Genomic DNA, 13,703 nt, shown 5'->3' on the forward strand with positions numbered 1-13,703 from the left:
ATGGGCAGAGGGTTCGGCTCGCGCAGTGTATAGCCTGTTCCGATGAGCGAGAACTGCCTCTTCTGCGGGATCGTGGCCGGAACCATCCCCTCGACGCGGGTCGCCGAGACCGACCGGGCGATCGCGTTCATGGACATCAACCCCGCGACGGCCGGGCACCTCCTGGTGGTGCCGCGGGTGCACTCGACCGACCTCCGGGAGGCCGCGGCCGAAGATCTCACCGCTGCGACCCTGCTCGCCCAGTCGCTCGTCTCCCGGGTGATCGACCGCCTGGACGCCGACGGCGCCAACCTGCTGAGCTGCATCGGCGCCGAAGCGTGGCAGTCCGTGTTCCACACCCACCTGCACGTCATCCCCCGCTACAAGGACGATCCCCTCCAGCTCCCTTGGCACCCGACTCCTGGGGACCTGGAGGAGATCAACGCGACGGCCGCCAAGCTCACCTGAGCCCGGAGAAGAACTCGCGGAGGTCCTCGACGAGCAGGTCCGGCGCGTCCTGGGTGGCCCAGTGGCTGCCGCGGTCGAACTCGTGCCAGGACACGATGTTCGCGTGGTCCCGCTCTGCGAAGCGGCGGAGCGGCCGGAAGTCGAACGCGAAGCTCGCCAGCGCAGTCGGCGCGGTGGTCGGCTCCTTCGGATGGTCGGCGTGCTTGTCCTCGTAGTAGAAGCGCGCTGACGACGCGGCGGTGTTCGTCAGCCAGTAGATCGTCGCGTTGGTCAGGACGTGCTCGTCGGCGCAGGAGCTGAGGAGCTGCGCGATCCACGCGAGCTGACCGGTCGGCGAGTCTGCCAGCGCATGGGCGATGTTCTGCGGCGCCTGCTCTTGCAGCTTCGCGTACGCGCCCAGGTTCTCGTTGAAGAACTGCAGGAACTGCAGGTACCCCTGCTCCTCCTCGGTGAGGTTCTCCAGCTCCGCCGGGTCCCCGCTCGGGAACGAGAACAGCTGGGTCACGTGTACGCCGATCACGTGCTCCGGATCGACCCGCCCGACCTCCGGGGACACGTAGGACCCGCCGTCGTTGCCGTGAGCGCCGTACCGCTCGTAACCGAGCCGGTGCATCAGCTCGGCCCACGCCGCCGCCACCCGGTACCTGTTCCAGCCGCGGTCCTTCGTGGGGCCGGAGAACCCGAAACCCGGGACTGTCGGGATGACCAGATGGAACGCCTGCCCGCCGTTCTGCGGGTTGCTGAGCGGCTCGATCAGGTCGACGTACTCGAGCGACGTGTTCGGCCAGCCGTGGGTGAGGATCAGCGGGATCGCGTCCGGGTCGGCCGAACGGATGTGGAAGAAGTGCACGTTCTGACCGTCGATCTCGGTGACGAACTGCGGGTAGGCGTTCAGCCGCTCCTCCCACTTCCGCCAGTCGTACGACGTCAGCCACTGCTCGGTCAGGCGCCGCACGTAGGACAGCGGCACGCCGTACTCCCACTCGGGCGGCAGCGGTCCGGTCTGGACCTCACCGGAGTAGTCGATCTCGAGCTCGCTCGCCCACCGGGTGCGGGCGAGCCGATCACGCAGGTCGTCCAGGTCGGTCTGCGCGATGTCGATGCGGAAGGGTCGGATCTCGGTGTTGTTCGTCATGTCTTCACGCTAGAAGCCCATTAGGCGAGTTAGCTTCCTAATGGTCTGGGAGACTTTCGAGCATGATCGAGACGTCGGCGAGGCTCCTGAAACTGCTCACCTTGTTGCAGTCGCCGCGCGACTGGACCGGTGCCGAGCTGGCAGAGAAGTTGCAGATCAGCCCGCGGACCGTGCGGGCTGATGTGGAGCGGCTGCGGTCGCTCGGCTACCCGGTAGACGCCACCCGCGGCTCCGTGGGTGGTTATCGGCTAGGAGCGGGAGCTGCGCTGCCGCCGTTGCTGCTGGACGATGACGAGGCCGTGGCGGTGGTGGTCGGGCTCCGGAAGGCAGCCGGCGTCGCTGGGGTGGAGGAGATCTCGCTGCGTGCGTTGAGCAAGCTGGAGCAGGTGCTGCCGTCGCGGCTGCGCCGGCGGGTCAACACCCTCGCCAGCTACACAGTGCAGGTGCCGCCGGACGAGGTGGGTCCACAGGTCGATCCAGAGCTGCTGACGCAACTGGCCGCGCTCTGTCGGGACCGGGAGCAGTTGAGATTCGACTACCTGGCGCATGGCGGGTCGGAGACGCTCCGGCGCGTCGAACCGCACCGGCTGGTCAACTGGGGTCGGCGCTGGTACCTAGTCGCGTTCGACCTGGAGAGAGACGACTGGCGGACCTTTCGGGTGGATCGGGTGCGGCCGCGGATTCCGACCGGACCGCGGTTCGCTCCACGCGAGCTACCTGAGGACGGTGACGTGGCGGCGTACGTGTCTCGGCGGGTGTCTGCTGCGGCCTGGCGGTACCGGGCGGCCGTGGAGGTCGACGTACCTGCGTCGATGCTTGCTGAGCAGCTCACGCCTGCCGTTGGGGTGGTCGAGCCGATCGATGAGGAGCGGTGTCTGCTGCAGACAGGTGCTGACAGCGTTAAGAGTCTCGCCGTACACCTCAGTCTGCTCGACGCAGACTTTGTCGTGCTCGAGGGTCCTCCGGAGTTGACGGCGTACCTGGAGCGGCTGGCCGAGCGCTACCGGCGCGCAACAAGCTCGTAGACAGACAGCAGCTCCGGCAGCAGGACAGACCAGTCGTACTTCGCTACGGCGGCCAGCCCCAGGGACCTGAGCTGCTCACGCTCGTCGGGCCGACGTAGCAGCCGCAGCGCACGGGCAGCGAGCTCCCCGGCGTCCCCGGGCTCGAACAACTCCCCCAGGTGCCCGCCCTCGAGCACCTGCCGGAACGCGGGCAGGTCACTCGCCAGCACCGGCGCACCCGCCGCCATCGCCTCCAGCAGGACGATGCCGAAGCTCTCGCCGCCGAGATGCGGGGCGATGTAGACGTCCGAACCGGCCAGCATGTCGGCCCGAGCCTCGTCGTCGATCGCGCCCAGGAACAGCACGTTGTCTTGATACCGCCGCCGCAACGCCTCGTCAGCTTGACCTGATCCGGCGACCAGGACCTTCAACCGCGGACGCTCGGCGATCAATGCAGGTACGGCGTCCAGCAGCACGCCGAGGCCCTTGCGCGGTTCGTCCAGCCGACCCAGGAAGCTGATCGTGCCGTCCTCGCCCATCCACTCCGGGCGGGGACTGCCCTTGAACCGGGCGGTGTAGAGCCCGTTCGGGATCACCACGGCCTCACCGCCGATGTGCTGGACCATCATCGAGCGGGCGTTCTCGGACACCGCGATCCGGGCGTCGATCTTCTCCAGCGCCGGCCGGAGCAGGCTGGACGCGACGCTCATTGCCCGGGACCGGACCTGCCAGGTGTGGAACGTGGCGACGAACGGTCCGACGGCGGACCACAGCGCGATGATCGACGCGCTCGGAGTCGTCGGCTCGTGAACGTGGACGACGTCGAAGTTCCCATCGGCGAGCCAGCTCTTCACGCGCGCCGCCGTCCGCGGCCCGAACGTCACGCGGGCGACCGATCCGTTGTACGGGACGCCGACAGCCCGTCCCGACGAGACGACGTACGGCGGGACGGCGCTCTCGGGCCCGGCATCGTCGACCGGGGCCAGGACCGAGACCTCGTGGCCGAGAGAGAGCAGTGCCTCGGCGAGGTCACGGACGTGGTTCTGCACCCCGCCGGGCGTGCCCAGCGAGTACGGGCACACCACGCCGATCCTCACGGCTCAATTCTCACCCGAGGAAGATGCGCTGCAGCATGTGCCAGTCCTGCGGGTGCTCGGCGATCCCGAGCGCGAAGGCGTCGGCGCACCGCTGGGTCATCGCCGCCGCGCCGCCGTCGGGCTCGACCACGGCGTGGAAAGTGATGACGAGGTCCGGGCCGTCGTAGTGCAGCGTCGCCGGGACCAGCGGTGCGCCGGTCTTCAGACTCAGCGCGGCCGGTCCGGCCGGCATCCGCGACGGCCGGCCGAAGAACGTCACCGGGACACCGCGCTCGGACAGGTCCCGGTCGGCGACCAGGCACACGAATCCCCCGGCCCGCAGGCGTTCCGCGAGTACGCCGGTGACGTCGTCGTCACCGCCCGTCAGCGGGAGCACCTCCATACCGAGCTTCTTCCGGTACGCGATGAAGCGGTCGAACAGCGACTCCGGCTGCAGTCGTTCCGCGACCGTCGACACCGGCATCCCGGTCAGCCCGGCCCAGGCGCCCGCGTGGTCGTAGTTCGCCAGGTGCGGCAGCGCGCAGATCACGCCCTGCCCGGCGGCGTACGCGTCGCGCAGCACCTTCTCGTTGACCGTTCGGACGCGGCCGACGATCTGCTCGTCGGTCCACTCGGGCAGGCGGAACGCTTCCTGCCAGTAGCGCAGGTACGACCGCATCCCGGCGTGCGTCAGGTCGTCGACCTCGGCCGGGGTGGCCTCTGGACGTACGGCGGCCAGGTTGCCGCGCAGTCGCCGTACGCCGCGGCCGTTGCGGCGGAACGTGCGGTCCGCGGCACGCTGGAACAGCCAGGTGACGGTTCGCTCGGGCAGGCGTCGTACCAGGGTCCAGGAGAGCGCGAAGGCCAGGTCGACGACCCGGTGCCGGACCCTTTCCATCAGGCCTTGGGGTCCGGCGGCGGCGTGTCGAGGCCTGAGTTGGCCGGGTCGGCCAGGACCTGCTTGCGGACCGACAGCGACCGCTGCACAACGGTGATCGTGCTCGCCGCGGCGACGTACCAGATCACGATCTCCAGCAGGATCGGCAGGTTCAGCACGTCGGAGAAGAACGCGGTGACCAGCGTGAAGACCAGGCGGTCCGCGCGCTCGGCGAGGCCGCCGCTCGCCTTCAGGCCGAGGCTTTCCGCCTTGGCCCGCGCGTACGACGTGACCGCGCCCATCACCAGTGCCCACAGCGTCACGGCCGCCATCAGCGTCGAGTCGCCGGCCCGTGAGTTCGCGTAGTACATCACCAGGCCGCCGTAGACCGCGCCGTCGGCGATCCGGTCCAGCGTCGAGTCCAGGAACGAGCCCCATTTCGACGACGTCCCCGACGTCCGGGCCATGTGGCCGTCGATCAGGTCCGAGAACACGAAACAGGTGATGACCACCGCGCCGATCCACAGCTGGCCGCGCGGGAAGAAGATCAGCGCCCCGGCGGACACACCGATGGTGCCCACCAGCGTGACCACGTCGGCGCTCACGCCGAGTTTGAGCAGGAGGGTGGCGATCGGCGTGATCACCTTGGTCCAGAACTGCCGGAATCTGTTAAGCATGGCGACGCGATCGTAGTTCACCCGCAGGGAGATCAGGTGACAACCCACGGTTTCGCTCTGCGGCAGAGCTGAACTTTCCGGTCCAGACCAGCGTCAAACCACCATCTATCAGCGATGGGGGTGGTGGTAATGCGCACACTTCTCAGGTACGGCGGGTTGATGGCCGCCGCGACGCTCACCACGGGACTGCTCACGGCCGGCACGGCGACGGCGGAGCAGAGCGGGACGACGGCGCCGTGCAGGATCTCGGTCGGCTCGGTGACGGCCGGCGGGGATCACCGGATGCAGACCTTCTCGGCGACAGCGCCGGTCACGAAGGTCAGCGACAAGATCGTCGCCAAGGACGTCTACCCGGACGGCCAGGCCAAGATGAGCGCAGCCGTCCGGTACGGGCCCAGCGGCAGCTCGGAGCTGCACACCAGCCAGGTCGTCGTCGGATCGGTGCTCTACGACCACTCGTACCGGACGCCGGTCGGCGGCGGGACGGTGTCGCAGAACGTGCTGGCCCGGGTCGGTCCGGGGTGGGACGGCTACAAGACCCTCGACCGGTCGACGGTCGGCTCGCGGACCGTGGAGTGGTCGATGCGGAAGGACGGCTACGAGCTGGATCGCCGTACCCTCAGGACCGACGCCAACGGGCGGATCTACCGGCACCACGACGGCTGGGTGTCGAACTTCCGCGGGGTGAAGGGCATGGCGCTGATCAGCCAGACGGCGACGTACGACACGTTCCTGATGACGCACACCACCGGCCGGCTCTACACCGCACGCCTCGCACGCGTCAGCGGGCACATCATCCCGTCGGTGGTGAAACCGATCCGGATGTCGACGTGGCAGGTGTTCGAGACGCTGGTCGCGGCGCCGTGCGGTCAAGGCACGATCGTCCTCGCGATCGACCGCGACACCGGTAACGGCTACCTGTACTCCGTTGGCCACGCCAACGGACTGTCGACGGTCGTCAAGGGCCTCGGCAAGGCCCCCGGCACCTTCACCGACCCGGTCTACTTCCAGTGGACCAAGTTCACCGACCCGCTGCTCGCGGGCGACTGATCGCAGGGGGACCAGATGCACAAGTGGAGAAGGTACGGCGGGTTGCTCGCCGCCGGCGCCCTCAGCGCCGGGATGCTGGCAACCGGGCCCGCCTCGGCGCAGCCGAGCAGCACGACGAGGACCTGCGGGCTCAATCTCGGATCGGTGACCGCCGGCGGCGACCACCGCCAGCAGGTCATCACGGACGACGGCCTGGTGGTCGACAACTGGATCGTTGCCAAGGACCTCTATCCGGACGGGCAGGTCCGACTGAGCGCGACCGTCCGGTACGGGCCGTCCGATGTCGGCGGCATGGCACGCCAAGGTCCGGTCATCATGGGCTCGACCATGTACGACAGCAACTATGTGACGGCTGACGGCACGGGCGCCGTGACGCACAAGCAGGTCACAAGGGTCGGGCCCGGCTGGCAGGTCTACCGGAGTCTCGACCGGTCGACGTACGTCACCGCGACCACACAACGCGACACCGAGTACTCGCTGCACAACGACGGCACGCTGTACCGCCGCAACGTCACCTACAAGAACGGTGTGGCGAGCCGGCAGATCACCGGCTGGCAGTCCGGCTACCGGGGTGTGAAGGCGATGACGCTGATCAGCCAGACAGCGACGTACGACACGTTCCTGATGACGCTGACCTCCGGCAAGCTGTACACGGCCCGGCTGCCGCTGGCCGGCGGGCACATCATCCCGGGTGTGGTGAAGCAGGTCCGGGGCTCGACGTGGCAGGGGTTCGAGACGCTGATCGCGGCGGCGTGCGACACCGGCGTACTGCTGCTCGGCATCGACAAGGACACCGGGTCCGCGTACCTGTACAAGGTTGGGCACGCCAACGGTGCCGCGACCTCGATCAGGATGATCCGCAAGGTGCCGGGCTCGTTCAAGGAGCCGGTCTACTTCCACTGGCAGTTGTTCACCGGCGAGCGGCTGGCGGGCGACTGAGGCCCTGTAACAGCGACTGATTGAGGGTTCGGCCCGGCTCTTCGGAGCCGGGCCGAACTTTTTCGGTCATGACCGCATCCAACCCGCTGTCCGATCCAGAGAGCAGGGGGAGAACCAGAATGATCAAGTGGGCCAGGTACGGCGGAGCGCTCGCGGCCGGGGTTGTCAGCGCGGCCTTGCTGAGCGGTGGTTTCGCCGCAGCGCAGTCCACCGGTGGCGCGAGTACGTCCGGCGCCACGTGCAGCATCAAGGTCGGTTCGGTGACGGCGGGTGGGGACCACCGGCTGCAGACGTTCGCGACCGACGGTTCGAAGGTCGAGGACAAGATCGTTGCCAAGGACATCTACCCGGACGGGCAGGTGCGGTTGAGCGCGACGATGCGGTTCGGTGCGACGGAGGTCGGCGGTGACGCGCACACCGGTCCGGTCATCATGGGGTCGAGCTTGTACGACACGTCGTACCTGACGCCGGCCGGTGGGGGCACTGTCTCGGAGAAGCGGGTCACCCGGGTGGGTGGCGGCTGGGACGTGTACCGGTCGCTCGACCGTTCGACCGTGGTCACCGCGACCACGCAGCGGGACACGGAATACTCGCTGCACAACGACGGCACGCTGTACCGGCGCAACGTCGTCGACAACGACGGCGTACAGAGCCGGCAGGTCACCGGATGGCAGTCCGGGTACAGCGGGGTGAAGGCGATGACGCTCATCAGCCAGACCTCGACGTACGACACGTTCCTGATGACGATGACCAGCGGCAAGCTCTACACCGCCCGGCTGCCGCTCGCCGGCGGACAGGTCATTCCGGGTGTGGTGAAGGAGGTCCGGAGCTCGACCTGGCAGGGGTTCGAGTCGCTCGTCGCGGCGCCGTGCGGCGACGGCACGCTGCTCCTGGGGATCGACAAGGACAGCGGCTCCGGCTACCTGTACCACGTGGGTCACGCCAACGGCACCGCCACGACGATCCAGTCGCTGGGCAAGGCCGCAGGCAGCTTCACCGACCCGACGTACTTCCTGTGGAAGAACTTCAGCGGCCAGGACCTCAACGGCGAGTGAAGCATCAGATCGCCCTGCCCGACGCCTCGGGCAGGGCGATCTGCCGTTTACGGCCAGGATTTCGCGAGGAGCGCGCGGGTGTCCGGGAGGAGCTGGGGCAGGACCTTCGTATGGGCGATCGCGGGCATGAAGTTGGTGTCGCCGGCCCATCTCGGGACGATGTGCTGGTGCAGGTGGGCGGCGATGCCGGCGCCGGCGATCTCGCCCTGGTTCATGCCGATGTTGAAGCCGTGCGCCCCCGACACCGTGCGGATCGCCTGCATCGCCTGCCGGGTCAGCCTGGAGACGTCGGCGACCTCCGCGTCGGTCAGCTCGGTGTAGTCGGCGACGTGCCGGTAGGGCACGACCATCAGGTGACCCGGGTTGTACGGGTACAGATTCAGGACGGCGTACGCCGCCTCGCCGCGGTGCACGATCAGCGCATCCGCGTCGGGCAGACCCGGCAACCGGCAGAACGGGCAGCCCGCCCCGGCCTCGTCATTGGTGGGCTTGTTCTCCCCCTCGATGTACGCCATCCGATGCGGCGTCCACAACCGCATGAACGGATCGGGCACCCCGACCCCATCCTGCCCCACCAGTTCTTCAGGTGTGTACGGCGAGTCGGGGGTGTCCGTCATACCTGAACGCGCTTCTGCACGGACTCGACGATCTCGGCCACGGCGTCGGCGATCGGTACGCCGTTCTTCTGCGTGCCGTCGCGGTACCGGAAGGAGACCGATCCGGCCGACATGTCGTCGTCGCCGGCGATCAGCATGTACGGCACCTTGGCCTTCTGGGCGTTCCGGATCTTCTTCTGCATCCGGTCGTCGGACGCGTCGACCTCGACCCGGATCCCCTGCGCCTTCAGCTGCCGGGCGATCTCGAACAGGTAGTCCACGTGCCCGTCGGTGATCGGGATGCCGATCACCTGGACCGGGGCCAGCCAGGGCGGGAACACGCCGGCGTAGTGCTCGGTCAGGACCGCGACGAACCGCTCGATCGAGCCGAACAGCGCGCGGTGGATCATCACCGGCCGCTGCCGGGAGCCGTCGGGCGCGGTGTACTCCAGCTCGAACCGCTCCGGCAGGTTGAAGTCCAGCTGGATCGTCGACATCTGCCAGGTCCGGCCGATCGCGTCCTTGACCTGGACGGAGATCTTCGGGCCGTAGAACGCTGCGCCGCCCGGGTCCGGGACCAGCTCGAGGCCGGAGCCCTCGGCAACTTCGCGGAGCGTCTCGGTGGCCTCCTCCCAGACGTCGTCGGAGCCGACGAACTTGTCCGGGTTCTTGGTGGAGAGCTCAAGGTAGAAGTCGTCCAGGCCGTAGTCGGCGAGCAGGCCGAGCACGAACGTCAGCAGGTTGCGCAGCTCGTCGCGCATCTGCTCACGGGTGCAGTAGATGTGCGCGTCGTCTTGGGTGAACCCGCGGGCGCGCGTCATGCCGTGCACGACACCGGACTTCTCCAGCCGGTAGACCGTGCCGAACTCGAACAGTCGCAGCGGCAGTTCCCGGTACGACCGGCCGCGGGCCGCGAAGATCAGGTTGTGCATCGGGCAGTTCATCGGCTTCAGGTAGTAGTCCTGGCCCTGCTTGCGGATCTGCCCGTCCGCGCCGCGCTCCTCGTCCAGGTGCATGGGCGGGTACATGCCGTCGGCGTACCAGTCCAGGTGACCGGAGGTCTCGAACAGCTGGCCCTTGGTGATGTGCGGTGAGTAGACGAACTCGTAGTCGTCCTCGACGTGCCGCTGGCGGGAGTAGTCCTCCATCACCTTCCGCAGTACGCCGCCCTTCGGGTGGAATACCGCGAGACCGGAGCCGATCTCGTCCGGGAAGCTGAACAGGTCGAGCTCGGTGCCCAGCTTGCGGTGGTCACGCTTGGCGGCCTCTTCGAGCCTGGTCAAGTGCGCCTTGAGCTCGTCGCGCGATTCCCAGGCGGTGCCGTAGATCCGCTGCAGCTGCGGGTTCTTCTCACTCCCCCGCCAGTACGCCGCCGCCGTACGCATCAGCTTGAAGTTGCCGAGGTAGCCCGTGGCCGGGACGTGCGGGCCGCGGCACAGGTCCTTCCATGCGACGCTGTCGTCGCGCCGGACGTTGTCGTAGATCGTCAGCTCGCCGCCGCCGACCTCCACCGAAGCGCCCTCGGCGGCGTCGGCCGCGGAGCCCTTGATGCCGATCAGCTCGAGCTTGTAGGGCTCTTGGGACAGCTCGCTGCGCGCGTCGTCGTCGGAGACCACCCGGCGGCTGAACCGCTGCCGCTCCTTGATGATCTGCTGCATCTTCTTCTCGAGCTTGGTCAGGTCCTCCGGCGTGAACGGCGTCGGTACGTCGAAGTCGTAGTAGAACCCGTTCTCCACCGGCGGGCCGATACCGAGCTTGGCCTCCGGGAACAGGTCCTGCACCGCCTGCGCGAGGACGTGCGCCGTCGAGTGCCGGATGATCGCCCGGCCGTCCTCCGACGCCGCCTTGACCGGCTCGATCTCGTCGCCGTCGGCGATCACCCGGGACAGGTCCCGCAGCTCACCGTTGACCCGGGCGGCGATGGCGGAGCGGTCCTGGCCGAAGATCCCGGCGAACAGCTCCCCGATCGTCGTCGTCTCGGTCACACTCCGCTCAGCCTCGCCCTCGACGCCGATCAGGTGGACCTTGACTTCCGACACGTTCACTCCTCAGGTCTCGACCAGCCGAATACCGGTCACGGACAGATGGTATCGACACACCTGACGAAAGTAGGGGTCGGGACCAGCCGCTCGTCCGATGTGCCGGGGTGCCCTGCATTTCTAGGTTCTAGGTATGAGCGACGCCATCCTGCACTTCGCCGACGAACTGATGTCCTCGTGGTGGATCTACCTCGCGCTGTGGGGTTTCGCCGCGCTGGACGGGTTCTTCCCCGCGATCCCGAGCGAGACCCTGGTCGTCACCGCCGGCGTGTTCGCCGCGGCCACCGGGGAGCCGAACCTGTACGCCGTGATCGTGGTGTCGGCGATCGGCGCGTTCATCGGCGACCACGTCTCGTACGCCTTCGGCCGCGGCGCCGGCGGCCGGCTGCTCGACCGCGTCAAGCCAGGCACCAAACGCCACGCCGCCGTACTGTGGGCCCGCCGAGCCCTGGCCGAACGCGGCGGCCTGGTCCTCGTCGTCGCCCGCTACGTCCCCGGCGGCCGCACGGCCGTCACCTTGACGATGGGCTCGGTCCGCTTCCCACTCCGCCGCTTCACCCCGTACGCCGCCCTCGCCGCCATCAGCTGGGGCATCTACTGCACCCTGGTCGGCTACATCGGCGGCAAAGCCTTCGAAGACAACCCCCTGAAGGGCGTCGCCCTAGGCATCGGCCTCGCCCTAGCAGTCACCCTCATCGTCGAACTGATCCGCCACCGCCTCCGCAAACCTGAACCTCAGGTCGAGCTCGATAGTGAAGTCGTGAAAGCGGGTTGAAAGTGCCGCGCCGATCACTGCCGGCGGTCAGTCCGAGATCTGGGACACGAAGTGGGATTGGAGCCAGGCACAAGCCACCGCCTGGGTGAACCGGTGTCCGGCCGGCCGGTTCTGCACCTGGATCAGGGACACCAGTTCCGCCGGCACCAGCTACTCGCTGTTCCAGTTCTACCGGTGCCAGGTCTACAGCCTCACCAACTTTCTCGGGACGACGAACTACTTCAACAACCAAACCCGTCGCGTCCAACTGCTCGGCTCGCGCCATGAGCACCTGCGGTACCTGTCGGTCGGCAAGAAGTTCATCACCAACTGGAACGACGTCTGGTACATCAACCTCTGCGGCTGAACGTGACTCGGCGGCGCCACGTCCTGGACGTGACGCCGCCGGCAGGTGTTCAGCGGGGCGTGTTGAGGGCGGTGGTGATCTGCTCGGAGACCCGGGCGGCCAGTTCCAGGGCGGCGCGGCGGGTGGCGGGCTGCAGGGCGTTGTGGTCCAGCGGACCTTCCGCCGCGACGTGCATGTCGGTCGGGATGTCGATGACGGCGGCGGCGCGGGAGTCGAAGTACGGCCGGAGCTGCTTCTCGACCTCCTTGTTGACGTCGCCGGGGCCGTTCGAGACCGCGATCACCGCGCGGCGGATCAGCCGCTGCGCCTCCGGGCCCTGGTTGTCGAGCTCCTCGAGCATCTGCACGGCGGCCGCGCAGGACAGGCTCTTCCACTTGATCGGGATGACGAGGGCGTCGGCCGCCTTCATCGCCTCGCGCCAGTTGCTGGAGCCCTCGTTGTTCCCGGTGTCGATCACGAGCACCTTGTAGAACCGGCTCAGCAGGCGGTGGATCTGGTCGAAGTCCTTGGCCTCGATCTGCGCGTACGTCGTGGTCGCCGACGTGAGGACGTCGTACTGACCGGCGACCTGGTGCCGCAGGTACGCCGCGACGTCGCCGAGCCGGGCGTCCGGCTGGGTCAGCATCGGCATCGCCTGCAGCATGTCCGTGACGGTCGACCGCGAGTTCGTGTCGTGGGTCCGCAGGTGCATGTTGCCGCGCAGCTCGTTGTTGTCCCAGGCGACGACACCGCCGCCGCGGGCCTGACCGAGCGCACCGGCCAGCATCAGGGTGGTCGGCGTCTTGCCCGAGCCGCCCTTCGGGTTCGCCACGACGATCGTCACCGGACGGCGGAAGGCCGTCGCCGCAGTGGCCCGCGCGATCCGCTCGGAACGCTCCGAGCTACCCGGACGCAGCTTCAGCATGCTCCGCATACCGCGCTCGGCGGGAGCTTCCCGCGGCAACGGCAACGCCTGGATCAGCTCGTCCGCGCGGTACGACAGGTTCTGCGGGGGCTGCTGCGCCTGCTGACCGGGGACGCCCTGCGGGAAGAAGTGCTGAGCGGCCGGCGACAGCGGCTGACCGCCCTGTCCCGGCTGGGGCGCCGGAGCGGCCTGCGGCGGCTGGGCAGGCGGGAACTGGCCAGCCTGCGGCTGCGCGCCCTGGTCCTGTCCGGAGCCGTGGAACGACGAGCCGCCGAACACCGGGCTGTTCGGACCGGCCTCCTGAGCGGGAGCAGCGTCCTCAGTCGCTGCAGGCTCGACCTCATCGTCCTGCTCTTCCGGCTGGCTCCACGACGCGGCACCGGACTCGGCGGCAGGCTGCGTCCACGACGGGGTCGGTGCGCTCGGCTGCGGCTGGGCCCATGGGGCCGGCTGGTCGGCGGGCTTGGTGGCCGGTCCGGACCACGAGTCGCCCGGGAAGTCCTGCGACAAGGCGTCCGCCTGTTCTTCAGTTTCCTCGACGGGTTCGGCGTCGGCGGTCTGGTTAGGGTCCGGCTGAGACCAGGAGGGGGTCGGCTGCCACATTCTCCGGACCTCGGCCGCCGCTGCTTCCCGGTCCTTGTGCTGTCCGGAGTTGTGCGAGTCGGTCACGACCTGGATCCCCGATTCTGTACGAGGGGGCGGGTGGCCCCTGGAGGCTTGCTGGGTGGTCCGGAGAGGTGAGGTCCCCGGGAGCGTCCACTATCCCATGACACGGTGTCCACA

Annotated in this window: 14 protein-coding genes; 7 read left to right on the top strand and 7 right to left on the bottom strand. The window is 68.3% G+C overall.

The window, feature by feature from the left end:
* Window positions 1-42: 42 nt before the first annotated feature.
* Entirely contained in the window at window positions 43-447 is a 405-nt protein-coding gene (locus ACLJOO_RS37050) for an HIT family protein (protein ID WP_410792355.1), read from the top strand.
* On the opposite strand, the gene ACLJOO_RS37055 is transcribed toward ACLJOO_RS37050, so the two are convergent.
* The gene (locus ACLJOO_RS37055) at window positions 440-1,582 is read right to left on the bottom strand and encodes an epoxide hydrolase family protein (protein ID WP_410792356.1); all 1,143 of its coding nucleotides are present in this window, start codon (window positions 1,580-1,582) and stop codon (window positions 440-442) included. The genes ACLJOO_RS37050 and ACLJOO_RS37055 overlap by 8 nt on opposite strands.
* Window positions 1,583-1,644: 62 nt before the next feature.
* Here ACLJOO_RS37055 and ACLJOO_RS37060 point away from each other — a divergent pair, with 62 nt between their 5' ends.
* Window positions 1,645-2,607: a helix-turn-helix transcriptional regulator gene (locus tag ACLJOO_RS37060; RefSeq protein ID WP_410792357.1), complete on the top strand. Its 963-nt coding sequence runs from the start codon at window positions 1,645-1,647 to the stop codon at window positions 2,605-2,607.
* Here ACLJOO_RS37060 and ACLJOO_RS37065 read toward each other — a convergent pair.
* The 3 genes from ACLJOO_RS37065 to pgsA are packed head-to-tail and all read right to left on the bottom strand — an operon-like array spanning window position 2,583 to window position 5,216.
* A complete protein-coding gene (locus ACLJOO_RS37065; RefSeq protein WP_410792358.1) occupies window positions 2,583-3,683 on the bottom strand; it encodes a glycosyltransferase family 4 protein in 1,101 nt (366 codons plus the stop codon). The two genes, ACLJOO_RS37060 and ACLJOO_RS37065, sit on opposite strands and share 25 nt — an antisense overlap.
* 10 nt (window positions 3,684-3,693) lie before the next feature.
* Window positions 3,694-4,560 carry a phosphatidylinositol mannoside acyltransferase gene (locus ACLJOO_RS37070; RefSeq protein WP_410792359.1) on the bottom strand — a complete coding sequence of 289 codons (867 nt, stop codon included), beginning with the start codon at window positions 4,558-4,560 and terminating at the stop codon, window positions 3,694-3,696.
* Window positions 4,560-5,216 (bottom strand): phosphatidylinositol phosphate synthase, encoded by a 657-nt coding sequence (pgsA, locus tag ACLJOO_RS37075; protein ID WP_410792360.1) that lies wholly within the window; start codon window positions 5,214-5,216, stop codon window positions 4,560-4,562. Before pgsA ends, ACLJOO_RS37070 begins: the two co-directional genes overlap by 1 nt.
* Window positions 5,217-5,345: 129 nt before the next feature.
* On the opposite strand from pgsA, the gene ACLJOO_RS37080 reads away from it, so the two are divergent.
* From ACLJOO_RS37080 to ACLJOO_RS37090, 3 genes are all read left to right on the top strand, one after another.
* Window positions 5,346-6,266, top strand: a complete 921-nt coding sequence (locus ACLJOO_RS37080; RefSeq protein WP_410792361.1) for a hypothetical protein — start codon at window positions 5,346-5,348, stop codon at window positions 6,264-6,266.
* Window positions 6,267-6,281: 15 nt separating this feature from the next.
* Window positions 6,282-7,205 (top strand): hypothetical protein, encoded by a 924-nt coding sequence (locus tag ACLJOO_RS37085; protein WP_410792362.1) that lies wholly within the window; start codon window positions 6,282-6,284, stop codon window positions 7,203-7,205.
* A 119-nt stretch (window positions 7,206-7,324) separates the two neighbouring features.
* Entirely contained in the window at window positions 7,325-8,260 is a 936-nt protein-coding gene (locus tag ACLJOO_RS37090) for a hypothetical protein (protein WP_410792363.1), read from the top strand.
* Window positions 8,261-8,307: 47 nt separating this feature from the next.
* Here the strand turns inward: ACLJOO_RS37090 and ACLJOO_RS37095 are convergent, their stop codons facing one another.
* Both ACLJOO_RS37095 and thrS read right to left on the bottom strand, forming a co-directional pair.
* A complete protein-coding gene (locus ACLJOO_RS37095) occupies window positions 8,308-8,877 on the bottom strand; it encodes an HIT family protein (protein ID WP_410792364.1) in 570 nt (189 codons plus the stop codon).
* Window positions 8,874-10,895, bottom strand: a complete 2,022-nt coding sequence (gene thrS, locus ACLJOO_RS37100) for a threonine--tRNA ligase (protein WP_410792365.1) — start codon at window positions 10,893-10,895, stop codon at window positions 8,874-8,876. The genes ACLJOO_RS37095 and thrS overlap by 4 nt, the downstream gene beginning before the upstream one ends.
* A gap of 133 nt (window positions 10,896-11,028) precedes the next feature.
* Here thrS and ACLJOO_RS37105 point away from each other — a divergent pair, with 133 nt between their 5' ends.
* Both ACLJOO_RS37105 and ACLJOO_RS37110 read left to right on the top strand, forming a co-directional pair.
* Complete coding sequence (locus ACLJOO_RS37105) at window positions 11,029-11,670, top strand: DedA family protein (RefSeq protein ID WP_410792366.1); 642 nt, start codon at window positions 11,029-11,031, stop codon at window positions 11,668-11,670.
* Between the two features lie 85 nt (window positions 11,671-11,755).
* Complete coding sequence (locus ACLJOO_RS37110) at window positions 11,756-12,016, top strand: hypothetical protein (RefSeq protein ID WP_410792367.1); 261 nt, start codon at window positions 11,756-11,758, stop codon at window positions 12,014-12,016.
* Between the two features lie 49 nt (window positions 12,017-12,065).
* Here ACLJOO_RS37110 and ACLJOO_RS37115 read toward each other — a convergent pair whose 3' ends face one another.
* Window positions 12,066-13,589: an AAA family ATPase gene (locus tag ACLJOO_RS37115; protein WP_410792368.1), complete on the bottom strand. Its 1,524-nt coding sequence runs from the start codon at window positions 13,587-13,589 to the stop codon at window positions 12,066-12,068.
* Window positions 13,590-13,703 lie beyond the last annotated feature (114 nt).

The organism is Kribbella sp. C-35 (genome assembly GCF_046549195.1).
GTDB lineage: Bacteria > Actinomycetota > Actinomycetes > Propionibacteriales > Kribbellaceae > Kribbella.

What these genes read in the sequence shown, in the direction of transcription:
- ACLJOO_RS37050 (WP_410792355.1), top strand. Translation starts at nt 43, where the DNA reads ATGAGCGAGAACTGCCTCTTCTGCGGGATCGTGGCCGGAACCATCCCC.
- ACLJOO_RS37055 (WP_410792356.1), bottom strand. Translation starts at nt 1,582, where the DNA reads ATGACGAACAACACCGAGATCCGACCCTTCCGCATCGACATCGCGCAG.
- ACLJOO_RS37060 (WP_410792357.1), top strand. Translation starts at nt 1,645, where the DNA reads ATGATCGAGACGTCGGCGAGGCTCCTGAAACTGCTCACCTTGTTGCAG.
- ACLJOO_RS37070 (WP_410792359.1), bottom strand. Translation starts at nt 4,560, where the DNA reads ATGGAAAGGGTCCGGCACCGGGTCGTCGACCTGGCCTTCGCGCTCTCC.
- pgsA (WP_410792360.1), bottom strand. Translation starts at nt 5,216, where the DNA reads ATGCTTAACAGATTCCGGCAGTTCTGGACCAAGGTGATCACGCCGATC.
- ACLJOO_RS37080 (WP_410792361.1), top strand. Translation starts at nt 5,346, where the DNA reads ATGCGCACACTTCTCAGGTACGGCGGGTTGATGGCCGCCGCGACGCTC.
- ACLJOO_RS37085 (WP_410792362.1), top strand. Translation starts at nt 6,282, where the DNA reads ATGCACAAGTGGAGAAGGTACGGCGGGTTGCTCGCCGCCGGCGCCCTC.
- ACLJOO_RS37090 (WP_410792363.1), top strand. Translation starts at nt 7,325, where the DNA reads ATGATCAAGTGGGCCAGGTACGGCGGAGCGCTCGCGGCCGGGGTTGTC.
- ACLJOO_RS37095 (WP_410792364.1), bottom strand. Translation starts at nt 8,877, where the DNA reads ATGACGGACACCCCCGACTCGCCGTACACACCTGAAGAACTGGTGGGG.
- ACLJOO_RS37105 (WP_410792366.1), top strand. Translation starts at nt 11,029, where the DNA reads ATGAGCGACGCCATCCTGCACTTCGCCGACGAACTGATGTCCTCGTGG.